23 protein-coding genes and 1 tRNA gene are annotated in these 24,701 nt (G+C 40.5%); 14 read left to right on the top strand and 10 right to left on the bottom strand.

Annotation, left to right across the window (positions count from 1 at the left end):
- Positions 1-12: 12 nt before the first annotated feature.
- Positions 13-1,458 carry an Asp-tRNA(Asn)/Glu-tRNA(Gln) amidotransferase subunit GatA gene (gatA, locus tag ACO1QW_RS07655; RefSeq protein WP_486257231.1) on the top strand — a complete coding sequence of 482 codons (1,446 nt, stop codon included), beginning with the start codon at positions 13-15 and terminating at the stop codon, positions 1,456-1,458.
- A gap of 11 nt (positions 1,459-1,469) precedes the next feature.
- Positions 1,470-2,558 (top strand): lytic transglycosylase domain-containing protein, encoded by a 1,089-nt coding sequence (locus ACO1QW_RS07650; RefSeq protein WP_486257229.1) that lies wholly within the window; start codon positions 1,470-1,472, stop codon positions 2,556-2,558.
- Positions 2,559-2,577: 19 nt separating this feature from the next.
- On the opposite strand, the gene ACO1QW_RS07645 is transcribed toward ACO1QW_RS07650, so the two are convergent.
- From ACO1QW_RS07645 to ACO1QW_RS07625, 5 genes are all read right to left on the bottom strand, one after another.
- A complete protein-coding gene (locus tag ACO1QW_RS07645) occupies positions 2,578-3,159 on the bottom strand; it encodes an SMI1/KNR4 family protein (protein ID WP_486257227.1) in 582 nt (193 codons plus the stop codon).
- A 224-nt stretch (positions 3,160-3,383) separates the two neighbouring features.
- Entirely contained in the window at positions 3,384-4,670 is a 1,287-nt protein-coding gene (locus ACO1QW_RS07640; protein ID WP_486257226.1) for an anthranilate synthase component I family protein, read from the bottom strand.
- 8 nt (positions 4,671-4,678) lie between these two features.
- A complete protein-coding gene (locus ACO1QW_RS07635) occupies positions 4,679-5,116 on the bottom strand; it encodes a hypothetical protein (protein ID WP_486257225.1) in 438 nt (145 codons plus the stop codon).
- Positions 5,117-5,203: 87 nt separating this feature from the next.
- Complete coding sequence (locus ACO1QW_RS07630) at positions 5,204-6,466, bottom strand: adenylosuccinate synthase (protein WP_486257223.1); 1,263 nt, start codon at positions 6,464-6,466, stop codon at positions 5,204-5,206.
- Between the two features lie 88 nt (positions 6,467-6,554).
- Positions 6,555-8,714 carry a RelA/SpoT family protein gene (locus ACO1QW_RS07625; RefSeq protein WP_486257221.1) on the bottom strand — a complete coding sequence of 720 codons (2,160 nt, stop codon included), beginning with the start codon at positions 8,712-8,714 and terminating at the stop codon, positions 6,555-6,557.
- 171 nt (positions 8,715-8,885) lie between these two features.
- Between ACO1QW_RS07625 and ACO1QW_RS07620 the strand changes: the two genes are divergently transcribed.
- The 6 genes from ACO1QW_RS07620 to ACO1QW_RS07595 all read left to right on the top strand — a co-directional run bounded on the left by ACO1QW_RS07620 (position 8,886) and on the right by ACO1QW_RS07595 (position 13,723).
- A tRNA-Leu gene (locus ACO1QW_RS07620) sits at positions 8,886-8,967 on the top strand.
- A 92-nt stretch (positions 8,968-9,059) separates the two neighbouring features.
- Positions 9,060-10,433, top strand: a complete 1,374-nt coding sequence (tig, locus tag ACO1QW_RS07615; RefSeq protein WP_486257219.1) for a trigger factor — start codon at positions 9,060-9,062, stop codon at positions 10,431-10,433.
- Positions 10,434-10,695: 262 nt separating this feature from the next.
- A complete protein-coding gene (locus ACO1QW_RS07610; protein ID WP_486257217.1) occupies positions 10,696-11,394 on the top strand; it encodes a ClpP family protease in 699 nt (232 codons plus the stop codon).
- Between the two features lie 20 nt (positions 11,395-11,414).
- On the top strand, positions 11,415-12,047 hold the full coding sequence (locus ACO1QW_RS07605) for a ClpP family protease (protein ID WP_486257216.1): 633 nt from the start codon (positions 11,415-11,417) through the stop codon (positions 12,045-12,047).
- A 140-nt stretch (positions 12,048-12,187) separates the two neighbouring features.
- A complete protein-coding gene (clpX, locus tag ACO1QW_RS07600) occupies positions 12,188-13,420 on the top strand; it encodes an ATP-dependent Clp protease ATP-binding subunit ClpX (RefSeq protein WP_486257214.1) in 1,233 nt (410 codons plus the stop codon).
- A gap of 129 nt (positions 13,421-13,549) precedes the next feature.
- Positions 13,550-13,723, top strand: a complete 174-nt coding sequence (locus tag ACO1QW_RS07595; protein WP_486257212.1) for a hypothetical protein — start codon at positions 13,550-13,552, stop codon at positions 13,721-13,723.
- Between the two features lie 50 nt (positions 13,724-13,773).
- Here the strand turns inward: ACO1QW_RS07595 and ACO1QW_RS07590 are convergent, their stop codons facing one another.
- The 5 genes from ACO1QW_RS07590 to porX form a co-directional block, all read right to left on the bottom strand.
- On the bottom strand, positions 13,774-14,958 hold the full coding sequence (locus ACO1QW_RS07590; protein WP_486257210.1) for an acyl-CoA dehydrogenase family protein: 1,185 nt from the start codon (positions 14,956-14,958) through the stop codon (positions 13,774-13,776).
- 122 nt (positions 14,959-15,080) lie between these two features.
- The gene (locus tag ACO1QW_RS07585) at positions 15,081-16,049 is read right to left on the bottom strand and encodes a ComEA family DNA-binding protein (protein ID WP_486257209.1); all 969 of its coding nucleotides are present in this window, start codon (positions 16,047-16,049) and stop codon (positions 15,081-15,083) included.
- Positions 16,050-16,104: 55 nt separating this feature from the next.
- Entirely contained in the window at positions 16,105-16,881 is a 777-nt protein-coding gene (locus tag ACO1QW_RS07580) for an MBL fold metallo-hydrolase (protein WP_486257207.1), read from the bottom strand.
- Positions 16,882-16,972: 91 nt separating this feature from the next.
- Positions 16,973-17,260, bottom strand: a complete 288-nt coding sequence (locus tag ACO1QW_RS07575; RefSeq protein ID WP_486257205.1) for a hypothetical protein — start codon at positions 17,258-17,260, stop codon at positions 16,973-16,975.
- Between the two features lie 131 nt (positions 17,261-17,391).
- Positions 17,392-18,948 (bottom strand): T9SS response regulator signal transducer PorX, encoded by a 1,557-nt coding sequence (porX, locus tag ACO1QW_RS07570; protein ID WP_486257203.1) that lies wholly within the window; start codon positions 18,946-18,948, stop codon positions 17,392-17,394.
- 190 nt (positions 18,949-19,138) lie between these two features.
- Here porX and ACO1QW_RS07565 point away from each other — a divergent pair, with 190 nt between their 5' ends.
- From ACO1QW_RS07565 to ACO1QW_RS07540, 6 genes are all read left to right on the top strand, one after another.
- Positions 19,139-20,356 carry an HD domain-containing protein gene (locus ACO1QW_RS07565; RefSeq protein ID WP_486257202.1) on the top strand — a complete coding sequence of 406 codons (1,218 nt, stop codon included), beginning with the start codon at positions 19,139-19,141 and terminating at the stop codon, positions 20,354-20,356.
- Positions 20,357-20,433: 77 nt separating this feature from the next.
- Positions 20,434-21,486: a UDP-3-O-(3-hydroxymyristoyl)glucosamine N-acyltransferase gene (lpxD, locus tag ACO1QW_RS07560; RefSeq protein ID WP_486257200.1), complete on the top strand. Its 1,053-nt coding sequence runs from the start codon at positions 20,434-20,436 to the stop codon at positions 21,484-21,486.
- A 51-nt stretch (positions 21,487-21,537) separates the two neighbouring features.
- Positions 21,538-22,959 carry a bifunctional UDP-3-O-[3-hydroxymyristoyl] N-acetylglucosamine deacetylase/3-hydroxyacyl-ACP dehydratase gene (locus ACO1QW_RS07555; RefSeq protein ID WP_486257198.1) on the top strand — a complete coding sequence of 474 codons (1,422 nt, stop codon included), beginning with the start codon at positions 21,538-21,540 and terminating at the stop codon, positions 22,957-22,959.
- Entirely contained in the window at positions 22,952-23,758 is an 807-nt protein-coding gene (lpxA, locus tag ACO1QW_RS07550; protein ID WP_486257197.1) for an acyl-ACP--UDP-N-acetylglucosamine O-acyltransferase, read from the top strand. Before ACO1QW_RS07555 ends, lpxA begins: the two co-directional genes overlap by 8 nt.
- The gene (locus tag ACO1QW_RS07545) at positions 23,739-24,359 is read left to right on the top strand and encodes an ABC transporter ATP-binding protein (RefSeq protein WP_486257195.1); all 621 of its coding nucleotides are present in this window, start codon (positions 23,739-23,741) and stop codon (positions 24,357-24,359) included. The genes lpxA and ACO1QW_RS07545 overlap by 20 nt, the downstream gene beginning before the upstream one ends.
- A gap of 4 nt (positions 24,360-24,363) precedes the next feature.
- Positions 24,364-24,684: a cupin domain-containing protein gene (locus ACO1QW_RS07540; protein WP_486257193.1), complete on the top strand. Its 321-nt coding sequence runs from the start codon at positions 24,364-24,366 to the stop codon at positions 24,682-24,684.
- Positions 24,685-24,701 lie beyond the last annotated feature (17 nt).

Genomic DNA, 24,701 nt, shown 5'->3' with positions numbered 1-24,701 from the left:
AGAAACTCTTCATTGTATCCTTTTACAACCATAAAAGTATACCAGCAGCATTTGCTTGATGGAACAAGTTCCTGTAAGCAGGCGGTTGAATTTTACCTGGCTCAAACGGAAAAGTATGCGCATCTCAATGCATTGTTGCACACGTTTCCTGAAGAAGCTTTGCAACGTGCAACTGAATTAGATGCACAACGAGCTGCAGGCAAGACACCAGGAAAATTGCACGGTGTTGTCATTAGTATTAAAGACGTAATTGCATGGCAAAATCATCCATTATCAGCATCGTCAAACATTCTCAAAAACTTTCATTCCATTTATAATTCAACAGCTGTGCAAAAGCTGTTGGCTGAAGATGCCATTATCATCGGCATTAATAATTGCGATGAGTTTGCCATGGGAAGCAGCAACGAAAATTCTGCTTTCGGGCCAGTAAAGAATATGCTTGATGAAGAACGTGTTCCCGGTGGCTCGTCTGGTGGTTCAGCAGTTGCAGTTCAGGCAAATCTTTGCATGGTGAGCCTGGGGAGTGATACTGGTGGCTCTGTTCGTCAGCCTGCAGATTTTTGTGGCATTGTTGGTGTAAAGCCTACCTACGGACGAGTGAGCAGGCATGGTTTGATCGCTTACGGTTCAAGCTTCGACCAAATTGGCGTGCTTGCTCATTCAGTTGAAGACGCTTCGCTGGTGCTTTCGGTTATCGCAGGGGCTGATGATTTTGATGCTACTGTTTCTACCCTACCTGTTCCGGATTATACTTCAGCAGTTGCACAAAAAAAATCAACCAAACCTGTTCTAGGTTATTTCAAACAAACATTGCAACATGCAGGTTTGGATAAAGAGATCAGGGATACACACATAAAGCTGATCGATCAATTAAAAGCTGATGGGTATGATGTAAACGAGCTCGACTTTGATCTGATCGATTATATCGTACCAACCTATTATGTTCTTACCACTGCTGAAGCCAGCAGTAATCTCTCCCGTTTCGATGGTGTTCGTTATGGCTACCAATCAACACCTGTAAAAGAAGAATTAACAGAATTTTACTCGGCTAATCGTTCCGAAGGTTTTGGTGAAGAAGTGCAACGTCGCATTATGCTGGGCACTTTTGTGTTGAGTGCCGGTTATTATGATGCTTATTATACCAAAGCGCAACAGGTACGTCGCAAATTATACGAACAAACAAAACTGGTTTTCAGCGATATAGACGTATTACTGATGCCCGTTTCTCCATCCACTGCATTTAAGATCGGTGAAAAAAGCAACAATCCTGTTGAGATGTACCTCGCAGATATTTATACTGTTTTTGCTAATCTTGTAGGTATCCCCGGCATTTCTATTCCACTCTTTCAGCACAGCAATGGTTTACCATTCGGACTTCAATTGATGACAAAGCATTTCGATGAAGTATCTTTGCTCCGCCTTGCTGATGTATTGCTAAAAAACTACAAGGCATCGTAAGTATTTTGTCGATGCATAAATTAATTCTTAGTTTCCTATTTATCAGTTGTTCTGTGTTAAGCTTTGCACAGAAAGATTCTTCTGTTAACGGCAATGTTGTTGATACTTCAGGTGAAAACAAACCAGGCGATGTGACAAAATATGGTTTCCAGGCGCTGTTTGTCAATAAGGAATTTAGCTCTTCCACTTCATATGATGCACAGATCCATCCTCAGGCCTGGGGATTTATCCAGGACTATCTCGACCGGTATGGGAAAAACCTACAGAAAATGAAAGGTTGGGGTATGCCTTATTTTACGTTGATCGATAATGTGCTTACACAATACGGCCTGCCACATGAATTAAAATACCTTGCTGTTATTGAAAGTGGTTTAAATACAAATGCCACAAGTTGGGTGGGCGCTCGTGGCCCCTGGCAGTTTATGCCTTACACGGCTAAGGAATATGGCTTGCATGTAAATGCTTTTATGGATGAACGTATTGATTATTTCCGCAGTACACATGCAGCAGCAAAATACCTTACCTATCTCTATAAAGATTTAAATGATTGGCTGCTCGTGATCGCAGCCTATAATGGCGGACCGGGAAGAGTTTACAGTGCAATGAAGAAAAGCGGCAGTCGTGATTTCTGGAAATTACAATACTACCTTCCAGCTGAGAGCAGGATGCATGTAAAGAAATTTATTGCCACCCATTTTATCATGGAGGGGAAAGGGGGTGTAACAACCGTGGTGAATGATGGCAAGCAGCCCATTGCCAATGAATTTGCACCGGAGAAAACTGACCCGAATATTGATGTACAGGCAATCGTAGGCAAATTCAGTTCGGTAGTAATGGCAAAGAACCTTGTGATTGATCTTCTGACGTTCAATCAACTTAATCCAAACTTTGATGCGGTGCTTGCAGGTAACAATGCATTTAATCTGCGGCTGCCAAAAGACAAGATGCTTGCATTTAACGCCAACCGCTACAATATACTCAACGAAAGCGTGCAATTGCTCATGCGCTTTTATGGCGAAGATGGTATGAAAGATATTTATCCAAAGGTTTCAGATTTACCGGAGGTGAAGAAGAAACCTGCACCTAAAAAGAAAGGTTAGCATTTTAAACAAAAGATATTTATAATTCCGTCCAATATCTCGACTTGGGATTAAATTTTACACTAATCTGTTGTTCTAATTTATTATCAAACTGAATAGCGCCATTATCTGAAAAATTATAAACTTTCTCTTCATAACATTTATGGATTGTTTTAATAAAAGCTTCTACCGAATCATACTTAGTAATTGTTATATCAAAATCAATATCCCCTATTGAATGGTATAATATCATTCCGTATTCACTGGAAGACGGGTTGCAGTCAACCAGGTAGAACTCACCTCCGCCGCTAACAAATAATGGAAATTTGTATTCATCCCACTGTATAACGTTATTCGCAGCTTCTTTGTAAGTTTCTAATGAAATATTGAATGGTAGAAAAATACCAAAATTGAAAAGCCATAATTTACCTAGCTCTAAACCCTCTCTAATTGTTGTACCGTTTCGCCACTTATAAAGTGCTTTTACTTCATTAGGCAACTTTTGAACGATGAAATCACCTTCAAATTTTTCAATCCCTGGTTGTAACAGGGAAAGAATTGGTGCATTAATTTCTTTGAGAAGGCTTTCGAATTGGTTTAATAGTTTTTCAAGATTTTGCATTGTTCTTATTTAGATGTTATTGTCGGATAATAGCGAACAAGGTATAATTCAGGAAAAATTTCAGGATCTAACATAGGTATTTGAAAATTATTAGGAATGATTCTTTCGAGGAATTTTTTCTCAGCAATGTCACTCCTTGTAGCCAAAAAATCTTTATGCACAAAAGCCCGGGGAGGACATTGCGTTTGATACCTGTTTTTATTTATGCATACGTTTACCAGAAACTACCCCAACACCTTCCTTATTGCATCAGCTTTCAACAAACATTCCTCGTATTCTTTCTCAGCATCACTATAAAACGTAATACCGCTGCCCACCATATAAGAAAGATAGTTTGTGGCAGCGTTATGAAAAATACTCCTGATCACCACGTTAAAATCAAAATCACCTGTTGGTGCAATATACCCAACAGCACCCGAGAACAATCCTCTTCTCGATTGTTCATATTGATCAATCAACTGCATCACTTTTCGTTTGGGGGCGCCTGTCATGCTGCCCATGGGAAATGTTGCACGCAGAATATCTGTAAAGCTGAATGCTTCATTCACTTCACCACTGATCGTGGAGATCATCTGGTACAACTGAGGAAAAGAATAAATGCCAAACAACTCATCAACTCTCACAGAGCCTTCTTTGCATACACGGCTCAGATCGTTACGCACCAGATCAACCACCATTACATTTTCACTCTGGTCTTTCTTACTGTTACGTAATTGTTCTTTTAATTCTTCATCTGTAACAACATCCGTTGCATTACGCTTCAATGTTCCTTTAATGGGTTGTGATATTAATTGCGAACCTTGTTTTCTTAAGAACCGTTCAGGACTTGCACAGAGCAGGTAACTGTTGTTCACTCTATAAAAAGCAGAAAACGGATTGGGTGAAATAGTTGTAAGTGCTGCATAGATCTGAAATGGATCAATGATGGCATCTTCAGCAAAAAATTCCATGCAGTAATTCAACTCATAACAATCGCCACGAAGAATATGCCTGCGTACAGCTTCAATTGTTTCAACGTAGTTTTCTTTTGAAACACGTTCTTTGATCTGCAATTCATTTGCAGCAACAGTTGAATTTATTTCTACCGTATTGATTTCATTCCATATAGATTCATGATCATCTTTCAATGATCCTATCCGCAGCTCCTGCTCATTGAATTGGAAAACATACTGCGGCACAAAAAAGAAAAGATCAGGGAAACCAATTCTGTCAATATGAGTGGAGCTAAGTTGTTCTGTTTCTTCTTTCAGATCATAATTCAAATGTCCAAAGATCCAGTTGCCTTGTTCAAGATCGAGCCATTGCTGAAGTTGTGGTAAAGCTGTGCCTGCATTTGCAGTAACGGATGATGTAACGCCGCAACCGATCAAACATTCATAACTATGACCGGGTAAACGGTAATGATGGTTATCCAGAAAAGAACAAATGTTGAACCGGTTACACCAGCTCAACATTTGACGTTTTGTTGCAGAGAAATCTGTTATTAAAAAAGATTGGAAGTTATGCTTCACAAATTGAATTAAAAATCATCATCGTCATCATCGAAGTCATCTCCGCCGCCACCCATCATATCAAACTCTTTAAAGTCATCATCCACTTTAAAGTCATCTTCTTCCTCTGCCCCTTTTTTCTTTCCGCCTGCTGCTTTGCCTTTTGATTTAGGAATATCAAACTCTTCAAAGTCGGGGTCGTAATCATCATCCTCTTCACCTTTATTCCAATCATCATCATCTTCATCATCTCCCGCATCATCATCATCATCGTCATCTTTAGCTTTCGATTTTGATGCTGACGCTTTCCCGCCTTTCTTCACTTCGGGTTCATCCTCTTCCATATCCAGATCATCATCTTCGTCTTCATCATCTTCATGATTCTTTTTTGGCTTGCTGTCAGCCTTCTTTGTGTTCTCCGGTTTTGGAGTAGATGAGTCGCCTGTTTTCTTTATTGACTTTGCCATTTGTAAGAATGATTATGCTGTAAAATTTCAACGGGTTTTTGAATTAGCCAAACTTTTTTTTAAAATTTTTTTTGTAAAGCTTTTTATTTAGACAGCCACTATCTGATCTCTTCCCGGACCGTTGGAAACATATTTCACTTCCACACCAAGATACTCATTAATAAATGCAAGATAAGTATCCATTTGCTCAGGAAAATCAGCCGACGTTTTACACTCAGCAGTCGGGTTACTCCAACCTTTAAATGCTTTATACACCGGTTCTATCTTTACCTTGCTGATCTCAAAAGGAATTTCAAGGGTTTCTTTGCCATTTACTTTATATGCTGTACAAACTTCAAGGTCAGCAAAACTATCAAGCACATCTGCCTTTGTCATCACAATTTGTGTAATACCATTGATCATGCAGGCAAATTTCAACGCCACAAGATCTATCCAGCCACAACGACGAGGCCTTCCTGTTGTTGCACCAAATTCGTTGCCAATTTTACGCAGCTCATCACCTGTAGCATCAAATAATTCCGTTGGGAAAGGACCACTACCAACCCTCGTACAGTAAGCTTTTGTGATACCTATCACTTCCCTGATTTTATTAGGTGCCACGCCCAGTCCTGTGCTTACACCAGCCGAAATAGTATTTGAAGAAGTTACAAACGGGAAAGTTCCAAAATCAACATCAAGCATGCTACCCTGCGCACCTTCGGCCAACACCCTTTTGCCTTCGTTGATTTTTTGGTTGATGAAATATTCACCGTTTACAATGTTCAATGTTTTCAGGAATTCCACTGCTTCAAAAAATTCTTTCTCCCACTCGCTGATATCTTCAGAGAAATTGTAATTGCCGAGCAATTGTAAATGTTTTGCCTTTAGCTTTTCGTACAACTTATTAAATTCAGGATCGAGCAGATCACCAACACGTAATGCATTACGACCAGTTTTATCCATGTAAGCAGGGCCGATACCTTTTAAGGTAGATCCGATCTTCTCATCACCTTTCGCCAGTTCAGCAGCTTTGTCCAAAGCTCTATGAGTTGGGATGATGATATTGGTACGTTGTGCAATAAAAAGATTCTCTTTTACATTAACACCCATGGCAGCTACTTTCTCACACTCTTTTTTTAATGTAACCGGGTCGAGCACAACACCATTACCAATAAGGTTAACGATGCCTTTGTGAAAAATTCCGCTGGGGATTTGATGAAGTACTACTTTTTCACCGTTTACGTACAGTGTATGTCCTGCATTAGGACCACCCTGGAAACGGGCTATCACATCATAATTTGGTGCAAAAAAATCAACGATCTTTCCTTTTCCTTCGTCGCCCCATTGGAGGCCCAGAATTACATCAACCATAAAATAATTTGAGTGGATAATTTGAAGCCGCAAAAATAAGTGAATCGAAAGGGGAAGAAGAAATAAAAATGCAGTTGGGGAAAGAAAATTATTGCTCGGTATCGTAACGTTCCACTTTCTGAATGCCCGTTAGTTTATACAGGCGGGAAACGAGTTCATCAAGTTCATCTTTATCGTGTACAAATATTTTGATGTTGCCTTGGAACACACCTTCTTTTGCTTCGATGGTAATAGCGCTGATGTTAAGACGCATTTCGCCACTGATCAAATTGGTGATCTTACTCACCACACCCACATCATCCACACCAATGATCTTAACACCTGTGAGGAAGGAGATCTCTTTGTTCTTGGCCCATTTTGTTTTCACCACACGATGACCAAAGTTTGCCAGCAATCTTGATGCATTCGGACAAGTAATGCGGTGAATGATCAATCCTTTACCGGTTGAAACAAATCCAAATACATCATCCCCAGGAATTGGTTTGCAACAATTGGCCAGAGTGTAAACGATCCTGTCGCTACTTTCTCCAAAAATGATCAACTCCGAATCTTTATGTGAGCCTGTTCTGTTAGGATCATATTCAGGCTTTGGTTCCATTGCAGGCTTCGCTGGTTTCGGAAGCTCCAGCTTATCGCCATGAAGATGGAGATCTTTTATTTCTTTCAGATCAATTGCCTTGGTGGCAATTTTATAAAACAGTTCAAGCTGAGAAGGTAGTTTGTAAAACAAAGTGAGTGTTTCTACATTGTTGATGTCGAAACTGGCGCCCATTTGTTCCAGTTTGCGTTGCAACACATATTTTCCTTCATCGGCCACTTTACGTTTCTCTTCTTTCAGCGCATCTTTTATCTTGCTCTTTGCTTTGGCAGTAACAACAAAGGCCAACCAGTCTTCACTTGGTTTTTGTTTGCTGCTTGTAATGATCTCGATCTGGTCGCCACTACGCAACTTATGTGCAATCGGTACAAGTTTATGATTCACTTTTGCACCAATACAACGGCTGCCAACATCGCTATGCACACTAAACGCAAAATCTAATGCGGTTGCTCCAACAGGGAGCATTTTTACATCACCTTTCGGTGTGTACACATAAATTTCTTCGGCAAGAAATGAACTTTTAAAATCCTGCAGAAAATCAAGTGAACTGCTATCCTGGTTATTCAGCGCTTCACGAATATTATGGAACCATTTGTCAAACCTGTCTTCATCACCGCTCCCCTCTTTGTATTTCCAGTGTGCGGCCAAACCTTTCTCAGCAATTTCATTCATACGCTTGGTACGTATCTGCACTTCCACCCATTTACCTTGCGGCCCCATCACAGTTGTATGCAATGCTTCGTAACCATTACTCTTGGGATTACTCAACCAGTCACGCAAACGTTCAGGCGATGGCGTGTACATATCTGTAACAATGGAATAAGCTTTCCAGCAATCTTCTTTTTCACGTTCACTTGGAGAATCAATGATGATACGGATAGCAAAGAGATCATACACTTCTTCAAAACTCACTCCTTTCTTTTTGATCTTGTTTGAAATGGAGTGTATTGATTTTGGACGACCATGCACATCATAGCTCGTAAAACCTGCACGGTCTAATTTTTCTTTGATCGGTTTGATGAACTCGTTGATGTAGCGACTGCGTTCCCTTTTTGTTTCTGCTAATTTCCTGGCAATTTCTTTATATGTATCCGACTCCAGATATTTCATGGAGAGATCTTCCATCTCGGTCTTGATATTATACAAACCAAGACGATGTGCCAACGGTGCATAAACGTACACTGTTTCGCTGGATACTTTCAACTGCTTTTCACGCTTCATACTATCCAGCGTACGCATATTGTGTAAACGATCAGCCAGTTTAATCAGGATGACACGTGGATCATCCGTAAGCGTCAATAATATCTTCTTGAAATTCTCAGCCTGCTGGGTTGAATTGGCATCAACAACAGTGGAGATTTTTGTAAGCCCATCGATGATCCGTGCAATTTCATTTCCAAATTCACGGGCCACATCCTCCAACGTAACATCAGTATCTTCCACCGTATCGTGTAACAACGCACAAATGGTAGAACGCACACCAAGACCGATCTCTTCCACACATATCTGGGCAACAGCCAGCGGATGTAAAATATAAGGCTCGCCGCTCTTCCGGCGCATAGTTTTATGCGCATCAGCCGCCATTTCAAAGGCAGTACGCACAAGTTCCTTATCGCCTTTTTTGAGTTTGGTCTTGAGCGAGCGTAACAAACTGCGGTAATGACGAAGGATTTCCTTTTTCTCCTGTTCGGGGGTAAGGGTATAGGCCGGTATGTTCGAAATTGTTTCCAGTAAAAGCGAATTTACGAAAAAGCAGTTTCTTAAAGCGTATGAATAACTGAAACCCCCTACCTTTGCAGCCCGTTTTCAAACAAAGCTCTTCCGGATGTGGTGAAATTGGTAGACACGTCAGACTTAGGATCTGATGCCGTGAGGTGTGGGGGTTCGAGTCCCTCCATCCGGACAATTCAAATTCAGTTTAAGGCTTAAGGTTGAATGTTTCAACGCTTGGCCTTCAGCCTTAAACTTTTAAACATTCAAACATTCAACGTTTTTATGGCAACAGTAACAAGAGAAAACATTGGTTTGTTAACCGACAAACTTACTGTTAAGATCACCAAGGAAGAATATTTCCCTGCATTTGAAAAAACCCTCAAAACTTATAGCAAGCAAGCAAATATCCCCGGTTTTCGTAAGGGTATGGTGCCAGCAGGTATGGTGAAGAAGATGTACGGCCCCGGCATTTTTACAGAAGAAGTGATCCGCAATATTGAAAAGGGATTGAACGATTATTTAGCCAATGAAAAGCTGGACATTTTTGCACAGCCTCTTCCGCTCAGCAATCTCGATTTCAAACCTAATATGGATCAGCCGGCCGATTACAGCTTTGATTTTGAAATTGGTTTGAAGCCTCCGTTTGAACTGGATCTGAGCAAAGTAAAAGCTCCTTACTACAAGGTGAAGGCAACCCCTGAAATGGTGAACGAAGAAATTGAGCGCCTGCAAACACGTTTTGGTAAAATGACTGAGCCTGAAACTGTGAGCAGCGATGACAATGTGCTGAATCTTACGTTTGAAGAAGTGGATGCAGAAGGTAACGTTGTTGAAGGTGGCATTAAAAAAGATAATTCTTTACTGGTTAAATATTTTACGCCTGCGTACCGCACGCAGTTGCAGGGTAAAAAGAAAGACGATACATTCGTCATCACTTTACAGGATGCGTTTGAAGAAAAAGAACGCAACTGGGTAATCAGTGATCTTGGATTAAAAGATGCTGCAGAGGCTGACGGAAAGAATTTCAAACTCACTATTACAAAAGTTGGTTTTATTGAAAAACGTGAATTGAACGAAGAGTTCTTTAATGAAGCATTGCCGGGTAAAGGTCTTACCACTGAAGCTGATTTCCGTGCGGCCATTGAAGCCGACATCCAGGCATACTGGGATAAGCAAAGCAGCAATCAGATTCAACATCATCTCTACCATGTATTGCTCGATGATACAAAAATGGAATTGCCTGAAAGCTTCCTGAAAAAATGGTTAGCTACTTCTGGTGAAAATCCAAAATCGCCTCAGCAGGTGGAAGAAGAATATCCAACATTCAACAATCAATTACGTTGGACGTTAATCACTGACAGAGTGATTACGGAAAACAAACTGGAAGTTTCTCCTGAAGAATTGAAAGAAAGCATGCGTCAGCAGGTATTAGGTTATTTCGGTAGCATGAACCTCGGCGATGGTAATCTTGAATGGTTAGATCAATATGTAGATGGTTTATTGAAAGATGAACAACAGGTTGATCAGACTTACCGCAGACTTGTAACTGAAAAAGTATTTGTATGGGCTGAAGGCCAGGTGCAAAAAGAAGAGAAAGAAGTAACAGCGGAAGAGTTTGCTAAGATGAACGAAGAGCACCAGCACCATCACCACTAAGAAGTGCGAAATACAAAGTTGAAAGTATAAAATATAAAACCCCGCTGTTAACTAACAGCGGGGTTTTACTTTACCCAAAACAATGCAAAAACTCTGCAAAAGTTCAAGCCATAATAACCGAATTACTCTCAGTTTCAACTTTCCACTTTCAACTTTCTACTCGTCCTCTGCCTTAATGTCCTGATTTTCTGCCTCGCATGGTATTTGAAAACATTTTATTCCAAACGATTTCCCTTAACTTCAAACCGGAAAAAAAACGAATATGGATTTCAATAAAGAATTTGAAAAATACGCCGTTAAACACAGAGGTATTTCCGGCGCCACACTGCATAATTATCAATCGGCAATTAATTACCCAACTAATCTTACGCCTTACATTATTGAAGAGCGTCCGTTGAACGTAGCCAGCATGGATGTGTTCTCCCGTCTCATGATGGATCGTATCATATTTCTGGGTGAGCCGATCAATGATTATGTTGCCAACATTGTAACCGCACAAATGTTGTTCCTTGAAAGTACAGATCGCACACGTGATATTCAGATGTACATTAATAGTCCGGGCGGTAGCATCTATGCAGGACTTGGCATTTATGATACGATGCAGTATATCACTCCTGATGTAAGCACGATCACAATTGGCATTGCAGCAAGTATGGGTGCGGTATTGATGTGTGCAGGCACAAAAGGAAAACGTACTGCATTAAAACATTCACGCATTATGTTACACCAGCCTTATGGTGGCGCAGGTGGACAAGCTACCGATATTCAGATCATGGTGAATGAAGTAAAGAAACTGAAAGAAGAACTTTACGAGATCATTGCTTATCATAGTGGTCAGCCAATTGCCCGAGTGAAAGAAGACAGTGATCGTGACTTCTGGATGAAAGCAAGTGAAGCAAAAGAATATGGATTAGTGGATGAAGTATTAGTGATGAACCCACGTAAATCAAAAGAAAGCTAAACCTCAAAACCAAGTAAACTATGTATCAGCATAATTTAAAATTTCCAATTCGTTTCGAAGAAGAGGAAGAAGATGAACCAAAAGAAAATCCGTTAGAGAATTTCACCGCTGCGGCGTTTGGACCTTACAACAAGAAATTTTTAGAACAACGCAAGATATTTTTCTGGGGTGTTGTGCACGATAACTCTGCAAAAGAGATCGTAAATAAATTATTGTATCTCGATGCAGTTAAACCTGGCGAAGAAATTAAATTGTATATCAACAGTCCGGGAGGGGTTGTAACAAGTGGCATGGTTATTTATGATACCATGAAGCTCATCAGTTCACCTGTAAGCACTATTTGTATGGGTATGGCCGCATCAATGGGATCGATCCTGTTGAGCGGTGGTACAAAAGGCAAGCGTTATATTTTCCCTAGTGGTGAAGTAATGATCCACCAACCAAGTATTGGCGGTGCACAAGGCACCAGTGCCGATCTGGAGATCATTGCCAATCAAATTGCAAAAACAAAGGAAATGGGCGCAAAAATACTGGCTGAAAACTGTGGCAAAACAGTGGAGCAGGTATTGAAAGATTTTGATCGTGATTACTGGATGGATGCAAATGAAGCCGTTCAGTACGGCATTGTGGATGGCGTTCTCGACAAGCTCTGATCATTCATTAACCGCATACAAAGGGATGGAATCTGTAGTATTCCATCCCTTTTTTATCATTATACTAGGGTAATTAAAAAGCATTGTTATCTTTGAGTTGGTTTTGTATAACCAAAACAACCTGAAAAAATCCATTTCAAATGGCGAAAAACAACATGTTGCACTGTTCTTTTTGTGGCAGAAGCAGAGACGAAGTAAAGATTTTAATAGCGGGGCAGGAAGGCCACATTTGCGAAAACTGTGTAGAACATGCCCAGGAAATCATTGCACAGGAATTATTACTCCGCAATGAAGCAACTACTTCCAACTTTAAGCTGAATGTAAAAAAACCGGTAGAGATCAAACGGTTTTTAGATGAATACATTATTGGCCAGGATGAAGCCAAGAAGGTATTATCTGTTGCTGTGTACAATCACTACAAACGTTTAAAGCAAAAAGCAGAAAGCGAAATAGAAATTGAAAAAAGTAACATTGTAATGGTGGGTGAAACCGGTACCGGTAAAACCTTGCTTGCTAAAACCATTGCACGTTTATTGAATGTTCCTTTCGCTATTGTGGATGCGACCGTATTTACTGAAGCCGGTTATGTAGGTGAAGACGTAGAAAGCATTCTCACCCGTTTGCTTCAGGTTTGTAATTATGATGTGGCAGCTGCTGAAAAAGGTATCGTGTACATCGATGAGATCGATAAGATTGCACGTAAAGGCGACAATCCGTCTATTACCCGTGATGTAAGTGGTGAAGGTGTTCAACAAGGTATGTTAAAGTTGCTTGAAGGAACTGAAGTATTGGTTCCACCACAAGGCGGCCGTAAACATCCTGAGCAAAAGCTTATCAAGATCAACACACAAAATATTCTTTTCATTTGCGGTGGTGCATTTGACGGTATTGATAAAGTGATTGCACGCCGTGTAAACACCAATGCCATTGGATTCAATGTTAACAAAGAAGAACAGGAAAGCATGAAGAAAAACCTGCTGCAATATGTAAATGCACAGGATCTGAAAAGCTTTGGTTTGATTCCTGAATTGCTTGGACGTTTACCGATTGTTACTTATCTCAATCCGCTTGATGCAGAAACACTCCGTGAAATTCTTGTTACTCCAAAGAATGCGCTCATTAAACAATACCACAAGTTATTTGAGCTCGAAGGCATTGAACTGATCATCGATAATGATGTGTACGATTTTATGGTGAGTAAGGCAATGGAATATAAACTCGGTGCAAGAGGATTACGCAGCATTTGCGAAAGTATCTTAACTGATGCGATGTTCGATTTGCCAGGTAGCGATGAAAAACAGTTTCATCTTACACTCGACTATGCTATGCACAAATTCGATAAGAGCAAACTTGGATTATTGAAAGTTGCATAACCAGTTACGGAAAACGAAGTAAGAAATACAAACAGAAGTATATTAACCTGCTGATAAATTTCAGCAGGTTTTTTATTTTAATTGATTCAACAGTTTAAACTTTTAACTTTCCACTTTAAACCTGACAACATGCAAGATCTCATCAACCGCTTAATGGCCGAAGGATTAACTGAAGAGCAGGCGTATAAATCAATTGAAGTGATAAAGAATTTTGCAAAAGAGAAGTTCCCGATTTTTGGTGGCGCTATTGATAAATTATTCGACAAGTATGGGCCGAAAGATGAAGATGATTTTCTTGATTAAATAATAAAGCCGCTCCTTTCGGAGCGGCCGCTTTCTCTCATGCTTAATTACTATTTTAATTGCTCCCTGGCAATGACGATCTTTTGTATTTCGCTGGTGCCTTCACCAATTGTACACAGCTTCGAATCTCGATAAAATTTTTCAACCGGAAAGTCTTTTGTGTAACCATAGCCGCCAAAAATCTGTACGGCATCATTACTCACTTTTACAGCAACCTCACTTGCATAATACTTTGCCATTGCACCGGCTTCGGTTACTTTCTCTCCCCTGTTCTTTAAGTCAGCTGCTTTCATGATCAGCAATTCGGCTGCAGCGATCTCAGTTGCCATGTCAGCTAATTTAAAAGAAATTCCCTGAAAATTAGAAATCGGCTGATCAAATTGATGACGTTCCTGCGAATATTTTAACGCTGCTTCAAATGCTCCTTTTGCTATACCCAACGAAAGTGCAGCAATAGAGATACGACCGCCATCTAAAATTTTTAATGCCTGGCGAAAGCCATCTCCCACTTCACCTATCCGGTTTGCATCCGGTATACGACAATTATCAAAAATCATTTCAGCCGTTTCACTGGCACGCATACCTAATTTATTTTCTTTCTTGCCTGCTTTAAATCCGGGCGTTCCTCGTTCAACAATAAATGCAGTTGAATTACCGCTTACTCTGGGCTCACCTGTGCGTGCAATAACTACTGCTACTTCTGCACTAATGCCGTGTGTGATCCAGCATTTCGTTCCATTCAACACCCAATCGTCACCATCCTTTACAGCAGTTGTTTGCATGTTACCTGCATCGCTACCTGTATTAGGTTCCGTTAATCCCCATGCACCGATCCATTCTCCACTTGCAAGTTTGGGCAAATACTTTTGCTTCTGCTCTTCGCTGGCACAATACAAAATATGACCAGTACAAAGCGAGTTATGCGCAGCAAGACTCAACCCGATCGATCCACAAACTTTAGCAGTTTCTACAATTGCGGCCACATATTCATAATAGCCAAAACCACTGCCTCCATATTGTTCAGGTACAAAAATGCCCATCAACCCAAGCTTGCCCATTTCCTGTAGCAGCTCTTTGGGAAAATGCTGTGTTTCATCCCATTCCATTACGAATGGCCTGATATGTTTAGTTGCAAAGTCTTTTGCCACCTGAGCTACCTGCTGCGTTACTTCGTTTTGTTTAAAATCCATCGTATTGTATTTATTCCTGACAGCTCCTAAAATAAGTTGAGCCATGAACTGTTTTAAGGCAGCACCATGACTCAACTGTTTTACATGTAGCAATCAATCGAAACGGCACTGCAAATATAGTGATCGCTAACACATGTTAGCCAAAATAAGAAGAAAAATTTTCCTCTCTATTTTACTGTAAGATAAGGACTGATTTTTCGATAAAGCGAAGCATCTATTGCCCCTATTTTCTGGAGGTCGTGTACCGCTGAAAAAAGACCATGCTCTTTACGGTATTGAACAATGGCATTTGCCACAGAATAGCCGATATAAGGGTGAGCATTTAGTTGATCAACACTTGAAGTATTGATGTCAATTTGATGGATTGATGAGTTGTTAAAACGTAACTGCTCTTTCACTTTCTGGAAAACAGAATCGGGCAGGCCGTAGGTTTCTGCAACTTGTTCAACGGAAACAAAACCACCCAGCTTGGTTCTGAAATTAACAATGCGCCTTGCATAAGCCGAGCCAATTCCTTTTAATTGTTTCCACGTTGCTGTGTCGGCATTATTAATATCAACCACAACCGCACTGTATTCTTTTCGTTCCGTTTTTATTTCTGTTGAAACAAAAGTGGGTTGAACTACAGCTTTTGTTTTTGCTTCAATTTGAATATACGGCGCCAACCTTTCATACTCATCAGTGTGCAAACCATAAATACGTTGCAAATCTTCGGGCTTATAAAATCTGCCGCCTTTGCTTCGATATTTTAGAATGGTTTGAATGGTTTTATCTCTCAAACCCAAACGCTTCCATTCTTCTGCTGTAATAGTATTTGGGTTGAATGAAAATAACTCGCCAACAATTTTCTCACGCCTGTATTTTTCAAATCTTGATTCTTTGGGTTGATAAGGATCAGCATCGGCAAACGAAGCTGATGACTGTTCCTGCTTATCGGTTAAAACTTCAAGTGAAGCCAACTCACGTTGTGCAAGGGTGTCCACAACCAATTCAATATCATTTTTAACAAGAAAAGGAAAGAGCGTGGGTAAAAGAGAGAACAGCAAGGCCAACAACCCGAGGGTGATAATGGCATTACGTTCTTTTTTTGTGAAGGAGAAATATTCCTTCACCCATTTTGTTTGGGTAAACTGCATACTCTAATATAGCAGCTGCCGAAGGAAAATGAAATACTACAAAGCGGGTAGTTGCTTATAAATTGAGTACTAATCCATCATAACCCAGATGGATACCTGATGGTAATTCTTTAGTGACTGATGCATGTAAACCTAATTGATGGCTGATATGTGTAAAATAGGCATCAGGAATTTTTAATTCCTGCACCAGCTCAATGGCTTCTTCCAGGTTGTAATGAGAAATATGTTTTTCTTTTCGAAGTACATTTAAAACCATCACCTCACTTCCCTTAATTTTTTCCTTTTCTTTTTCTTCAATAAAATTGGCATCAGTGATATAAGAAAACGGGCCAAACCTGAAACCGTACACCGGCATTTTCATATGCCACACCATGATGGGTTCAATATTAAGATCGTTGATGGTAAAAGGTTCTTCCGTGATCGTATTCAGGTTGATCTCAGGAACACCGGGGTAACGAGTATCAGAAAACGCATAATAAAAATCCCGTCGAAGAGCTTCTTCGGTGAGATAATTACAATACACTTCCATGGGTTTTTGACTGATGTAATTGAATGCACGTACATCATCTAACCCTGCAATATGATCCCTGTGCGGATGTGTAAAAATGATGGCATCTACTTTTTTAATACCAAGCCGAAGCATTTGGTAACGGAAATCGGGGGTTGTATCGACAATTATGGTTGTATTTTCTGTTTCAACCATGATACTGCTGCGGAGGCGGTTATCCCTGGGATCTTTTGAAGTACACACTTCGCAATCGCAACCGATCATAGGTACACCGCTGCTTGTGCCGGTTCCTAGAAAAGTAATTTTAATGGGGGGATAACTCACTAGCTAAAATTAAAAATGAAAAATTGAAAATAAGAAATGAAAAAGGTTGTAACGTAAACTGCATCTTCATTTTTTATTTCTCACTCTTCATTTATGATTCTTCATTGGTGGCTTTCGCTGCTGCCAATGCCATTACCTCTTCATACAATTTTTGTGAGCCGGCAGTGAGTGCATCGAAACTGATGTTTACCTGTGGAATAAGTTCAAGTAAGGTATTGATACGACTTTCCTGCATAAGGAATTTATTAAGCACCACCACTTTCTTTTGCTCAAGAATACAATAACCACTTTGGAAAGTACCACGCTCGTAACGAACAACGTAGCCGCTTTCTTCCAGAATATCTTCTAATTTATCTAATGTTGTCTGATTCAGTTTCATGCTCCTAATTCCTGAAGGGGATATTTAGTATGCTGCAAATTTATCGGTACTATAGCTCTTATCGGTTTTCAATAACTAAGACTTTTCCACAGCTTGGCCATCGTACTTCGTAGCTCCAACCTCCTGCTTCCTTACTTACTCGTCATCCTTACTACCGGAATGATCATTTCCTCAAGGCTTACGCCACCATGTTGAAAGGTGTTGCGGTAGTAATTCACATAATAGTTGTAATTATTCGGGTAACACAGATACATATCCTCCCTTGCAAAAATGAACGATGAATTTACATTCGGCATGGGCAAACCTGCTTCTGCCGGATCTCGGAAAGCCAGCACTTCTTTTGGCTCGAAATTGAGGTTGCGACCGTGCTTATAACGAATATTGGTAGTGGTTTCTTTATCACCAATTACTTTCGAGGGCTTCTGTACCCGAATGCTGCCATGGTCGGTTGCCATCACAATATTGATCTTCTTATCAGCGATCTTCTTCAATGCCTGGTTTAGCGGTGAATGCTCAAACCAACTTGCAGTGATGCTTCGGTAACTTTTCTCATCATTTGCCAGCTCTTTCAACACTTCCATTTCTGTGCGTGCGTGGCTGAGCATGTCCACAAAATTGTAAACGATCACATTAATATCGTTCTGTAACAGGTTGTGAATATTATTCACCAACTCCTGTCCCGCCTGGTGATTTAATACTTTGGTAAATGATACTTTCAAATCGCCCTTTCCAAGCCGCTGTAATTGTGCACGAAAAAATTCTTCTTCATGCAAATTCTTCCCGCCTTCGTCATTATCATTCTTCCATTGCTTTGGAAATTTCTTTTCAATCTCCACAGGCAATAAACCGCTGAAAATAGCATTACGACTATACTGCGTGGCTGTTGGCAAAATAGAATAGAATGATTCTTCTTCTGCTATGCGAAAATTCTCTGCAAAAATGGGTTGAATTGCTTTCCACTGATCAAAGCGCAAGTTATCGATGAGGATAAAGAACAAAGGTGTTCCTTTCTCCGCATGAGGTAACACTTTAAATTGGAAAAGCGTGTGACTCATGATTGGCGCCTCGGTTGATTTTGGTTTCAACCAATCAGAGTAATGCCTCGAAATGTATTTGAAGTATTCGTTATTAGCTTCGCTTTTTTGTTGCTGCAACACTTCACTCATTTCAGGGCTGTCGGCCTTGCTCATTTCCAGTTCCCAATACACCAGCTTTTTATAAATATCCATCCACTCATTATAGTTAGGATTACTATTAAGCGCCATAAACAAATTGCGGAACTGTTGCTGATAGGCCGATGTTGTTTTTTCGCTAACCAGTCGTTTATTGTCGATGATCTTTTTTAAACTCAGCAACACCTGGTTGGGGTTTACAGGTTTAATAAGATAATCGCTGATCTGGGAACCAATGGCATCATCCATCAGGTTCTCCGTTTCGTTTTTAGTGATGAGCACAACCGGTATCGATTGATTCACTTCCTTGATCTTTGTAAGCGTTTCCAAACCCGTAATGCCGGGCATGGTTTCATCCATCAACACCACATCAACAGGATTTTCTTTTACATAGTCAATAGCATCAAACCCATTTGTAAGTGTTTGCACTTCATAACCTTTATTTTCAAGAAACATTTTTTGCGACTGCAAGCTCTCTATTTCATCATCTACCCAAAGGATTTTTGCTAATGCCATGCTAATTGGTTTAAAACGAAAGATAAGTACCCAAGGTACAAGTTTCAGACCACAAGCCATTACCTTTGCACACTTGCAGTTTTTATATTTAACAGATTACAGTGAAATGAGCCTCAAATGTAAAACGGCAGCAATGTTCGTTTTTTGTGGCAAATAAATGTGGCAATAAACAGCAACTATAAATCAGCACATGAAGTTCAGGAAAATAGTTAATGATCCGGTGTATGGTTTCATCACGTTTGATGATGAGTTGATCTATCAAATACTATCGCATCCCTTTTACCAACGTTTACGTCGCATTCATCAAATGGCGCTGGCATATTTAGTTTATCCCGGTGCGGTACATACAAGGTTGCATCACAGTATGGGCGCCTACCATCTCATGTGCCAGGCGTTGCAGGAATTAAGAAATAAGGGAGTTGAAATAACAGCCGACGAAGAACAGGGCGCCAAACTGGCGATTTTACTACACGATGTGGGGCACGGGCCTTTCAGTCATGCACTGGAACATGTGTTGATCGAAGATGTGCATCATGAAGAAATTTCCTTACTCATTTTCGAACATCTCAATAAAGAGTTTAACGGTGCACTTGAACTGGCTATGTCCATTTTCAAAGGCACTTATCACAAATTATTTTTGCATCAGCTCATCAGCAGTCAACTCGACGTTGACCGTATGGATTATTTAACAAGAGACAGTTTTTACAGTGGCGTAAGTGAAGGCGTGATTGGCTACGACCGTATCATTAAAATGATGGTAGTGCATAATAACGAACTGATGGTGGAAGAGAAAGCGGTATACAGTATTGAGAAGTTTCTTGTTGCCCGAAGGTTGATGTATTGGCAGGCTTATCTCCACAAAACGGTGTTGAGTGCAGAAAATATGCTGGTAAAGATTCTTGAAAGAGCCCGGGTGCTGGCACAAGAGGAAGAAGGCTCATTTTCCTCCACTCCTGTTTTGGATGAGTTTTTACGTACAAAAGAATCAGCCAAGTTTATACGGAATAACCTGGCCAAGTTTTGCGACCTTGATGATTATGATGTAGTGGCGTCGGTGAAAAAATGGAAGCACCACCCCGATAAGGTATTAAGCACCCTCAGCAAATGGTTGTTAAACCGCAATATGCTTAAAACAAAATTGCAGATGCAGCCGTTTAATGAAAAAGAAATTGAGGCTGTGCAGCGAAAGGCAATGGAACAATTGTCGTTAACTAGCGAAGAAGTGAAGTATTTTGTTTTCAACGGTATTGCTGAAAACAGGATGTATAACCCCGGCAATGAACATATTAATATTCTTTATAAAGACGGAACGGTTAAGGATATTTCGGAAATAGAGTATGGTTTAATTCAGAAAGCTATCGATAGCCCCGTTCGTAAGTTCTATCTTTGCCGGCCTGCCCTCGCATAAAAAGTGCACAACTGGCAAAGTAAAAGATTGTTTCGAAACGTTTTTGAAAGTAACTTTAAAACATTAAGACAGGATACATGGAGTTTTCGGCCTCGCAAATTGCGCTCATCATTAAAGGTTCGGTAGAGGGTAATCCTAACGCAACAGTAAATTCTTTCAGTAAAATTGAAGAAGCCGTTGCCGGCCAACTAGCTTTTTTAGCCAATCCCAAATACGAAGATTATTTATATAGCACAGGTGCTTCTATCATTATCATTAATGAATCTTTGGAATTAAGACAGTCGATTGCTGCCACACTTATTCGTGTACCTGATGCTTACAGTGCTTTCGCCACGTTGCTCCAAGCTTATGAACAGATCATGGAACAGAAAATGGTGGGCATCCAGGAACCATCATTTGTCGCAAAATCGGCGGTCATCAGCGAAAATGTTTTTATTGGAGCTTTTACTTATATCGGTGAAAATGTAAAACTGGGGAAGAATGTAAAGATTCACCCTCATTGCTATATTGGTAATGGCGTTGTAATTGGAGATAACTCCGTTGTTAACCCGGGCGTTAAGATCTACCACAACTGTGTCATTGGCAATAAAGTCATCATACATGCAGGAACAGTCTTAGGCGGCGATGGTTTTGGTTTTGCACCGCAGGCTGATGGTACTTATCAAAAAGTACCTCAAATTGGCAATGTGGTAGTGGAAGATGAAGTGGAGATCGGCTCTAATTGCACCATTGACAGAGCTACCATGGGTTCAACCATTATTCATAAAGGTGCTAAACTGGACAACCTCATCCAGATTGCCCATAATGTTGAGATAGGTACTTACACTGTTATTGCTGCCCAAACCGGTGTAAGTGGCAGTACCAAGATTGGTAACCGGGTAATGATTGGCGGACAAGCAGGTATTGTTGGCCACATCACCATTGCTGATGGAAGCCGCATCAACGCACAAAGCGGAGTAAGCAAATCTATGAAGCAACCCAACAGCGTAGTTACAGGTTCACCCGCTTTCGATTATACCAGTACATTACGTAGCCAGGCCATTTTCCGCAACCTCCCCGACCTGGAGAAACGCATTGCCGAACTGGAATTCCTCATTAAACAATTAATGGCTGAAAAAGAAAGTATTTAGCCCTTTATACGCTTACGGTCGTTTCACCTGTTTTTTATTACTTTCGTGCCCATGAATCAGAGTAACGGCAACGGTAATTCCAATCAACATACACTGGCTGAGTCAATTACCATCTCCGGCGCAGGCATTCACACCGGAGCACCGGTAAATATGACCCTTGAACCGGCCGAGCCAAATACAGGTATTGTTTTTCAACGAATTGACCTCCCCGATCAGCCAACAGTAAAGGCTGATGTAGATTTTGTGGTGGAAACCAACCGCAGCACTACCCTTGCGAATAATGGCGCATCGGTAAGTACCGTTGAACATTTGTTGGCTGCTTTTGCCGGCTGTGAGATTGATAATGTGCTGATAAAAATAGATGGACCTGAAATTCCCATTCTTGATGGAAGTTCGCATCCTTTTGTTGAAGCTTTACAAAAAGTTGGACGCAAGAAACAGGATGCCATCAAAACCTGGTACAACATCGATCATAATATTTATTTCCTCGACGAGAACAAAAAGGTGGAAATGGTGGCAATGCCTGCTGACACTTTCCGTATCAATACACTCATCGATTTTAACTCACCTGTGCTTGGTACACAGCATGCACAAATGAGTAATCTTGCTGAGTTTAATAATGAAATCGCATCGTGCAGAACATTCTCCTTTTTTCACGAACTTGAATTTCTCTTAAAAAATAATCTCATCAAAGGCGGCGATCTCAATAATGCGATTGTTGTTGTTGATAAACCTGTAAGCGATGAACAGCTTGAAACATTGTCGAAAGCATTCGGCAAAGAAAAGTTTGCAGTAACCAGCGAAGGTTATCTTAACAATCTTCAGTTGCGTTTTCCTAACGAACCTGCCCGTCATAAACTGCTCGATCTGGTTGGTGATCTTGCATTAGTGGGCATGCCTTTCAAAGCACATATCATTGCTAACCGTCCCGGCCATGCAAGTAACGTAGAGTTTGCACGAAAGATCAAAGAACATATTAAGAAGAATCGGTTCAAAGTAAATGTTCCGGTTTATCATCCTGATAAACCACCTGTGCATGATGTGACTTCGATCGAAAAAATTCTTCCGCATCGTTATCCATTTTTATTGGTTGACAAAATCATTGAGTTGACCGACACTTATATTGTAGGTGTAAAAAATGTAACTTACAATGAGCCTTTCTTCCAGGGACATTTTCCCGGTAACTATGTAATGCCGGGTGTATTGCAGGTTGAAGCCTTGGCACAATGTGGTGGGTTGCTGGCAATACCAAAAGATACCGAAGACAAATACGATACTTATTTTCTGAAAGTAGATAATTGCAAATTCAAACAGAAAGTTGTACCCGGCGATACCTTAATTTTAAAAATGGAATTGAAAAATCCAATTCGCAGAGGTATTGTTGAAATGAGGGGAACCATTTTTGTGGGCAGCAAAGTGGTGTGCGAGGGAGATCTTACTGCTCAAATCGTAAAACGAACAAAGAATGATTAGTAATCTTGCTCATATACACCCCAACGCTCAGATTGGTGCCAATGTTACCATTGATCCGTTTTCTGTTATTCATGATGACGTGATCATTGGAGATGGAACACATGTCATGAGCAATGTCACCATTTTTTCCGCTTCCCGAATTGGAAAGAACTGTTCTATTTTTCCGGGTGCGGTTATTGGCGCTGTACCTCAGGATCTGAAATACCGTGGAGAATATACATTAGCTGAGATTGGTGATAACACCACTATTCGTGAGTGTGTAACTATCCATCGTGGCACCACCGATAAAAACACAACCAAGGTTGGCAGCAACTGTCTTATTATGGCCTATGCACATGTTGCACATGATTGCATTGTTGGCAGTAATGTTATTCTTGCAAACTCTGTGCAATTAGCCGGACATGTTACCATCGATGATTTTGCAATCATTGGCGGTATGAGTGCTGCTCACCAGTTTACACATGTAGGTAAGCATGCTTACATTGCAGGTATGAGCGCCATCCGCAAAGATGTGCCGCCTTATGTAAAAGCAGCACGTGAGCCATTAAGTTATGTTGGTATAAACAATGTTGGATTGAGCAGGCGTGGTTACAGCAAAGAAACCATTGAAGAAATTTTCAAGATCTATCACATACTTTTTGTGGAGAAACATATCGTATCAAAAGCGGTTGAGCTTATTGAACAAATGTTACCTGTTACCGATACAAGAGATGAAATTCTTGGTTTTATTAAGAAATCGGAGATCGGTGTGATCAAACGTAAATCACAAACCAGCGGCGATGAGGATATTGCTTTCTGATGCCGGTAAGCGATACAACAGGGAATGGATCTTTCGAAGCGTCACTTACGAATTTACTGATGCTGATGCGTATGCTATAACCGGCAACAACGGTTCGGGCAAATCAACTTTGCTGCAAATTATTGCAGGTGCCGTGCAACATTCAGAAGGCAGGATTGATTTTATAAGTGCTGAAAAAACGATTGCAGCAGAACATCATCATCAATACATCGGTATTGCAGCGCCTTACCTGGAACTACCTGAAGAAATGACGTTAACGGAGTTTCTTGAATTTCATCATTCGTTTAAACCTTTTCTTTCTTCATTTACTGTTAAGGGGATTATTCATTTACTTGGATTAGAGAAAGCAAGCGATAAACAACTCCGCAATTTCAGCAGTGGAATGAAGCAACGGGTAAAACTGGCGCAGGCTATTTTGAGCGATGTTCCCATTGTATTACTGGATGAACCTTGCACCAACTTAGATGCGGATGGCATTTCACTCTATCATCGTTTGATCAAAGACCACTGCAATAACAGGCTCGTGATTGTAAGCAGCAATGATGAAGTGGAATACAAGTTCTGCAATCACAAGCTTAGTATCATGGATTATAAACAATAAACTCATGTATTTCCATCATCTCAACTCGATCCACTCAAAAGAAATGTTTCCGGGCTACCATGGAAAATTTGTTCATACCGGAACATCGACTATTGCTTTCTGGCATATTGAAGCCGACTCTCCTATTCCGGAGCATTCACATGTTCATGAACAGATTATGCATTTAGTAGAAGGTGAATTTGAATTAACGGTTGATGGAAAAACAGAAATATTAACTGCAGGTGCAGTAATAACCATTCCTGGCAATGTAAAACATGGCGGCAAAGCCATCAGCACTTGTAAAGTGATTGATGTGTTTATGCCGGAAAGAGAAGAGTATAAGTAAAACTTGGTCTGCTTACA

This window comes from Lacibacter sp., from assembly GCF_057361365.1.
This window is presented reverse-complemented; position numbering and strand designations above follow the sequence as displayed.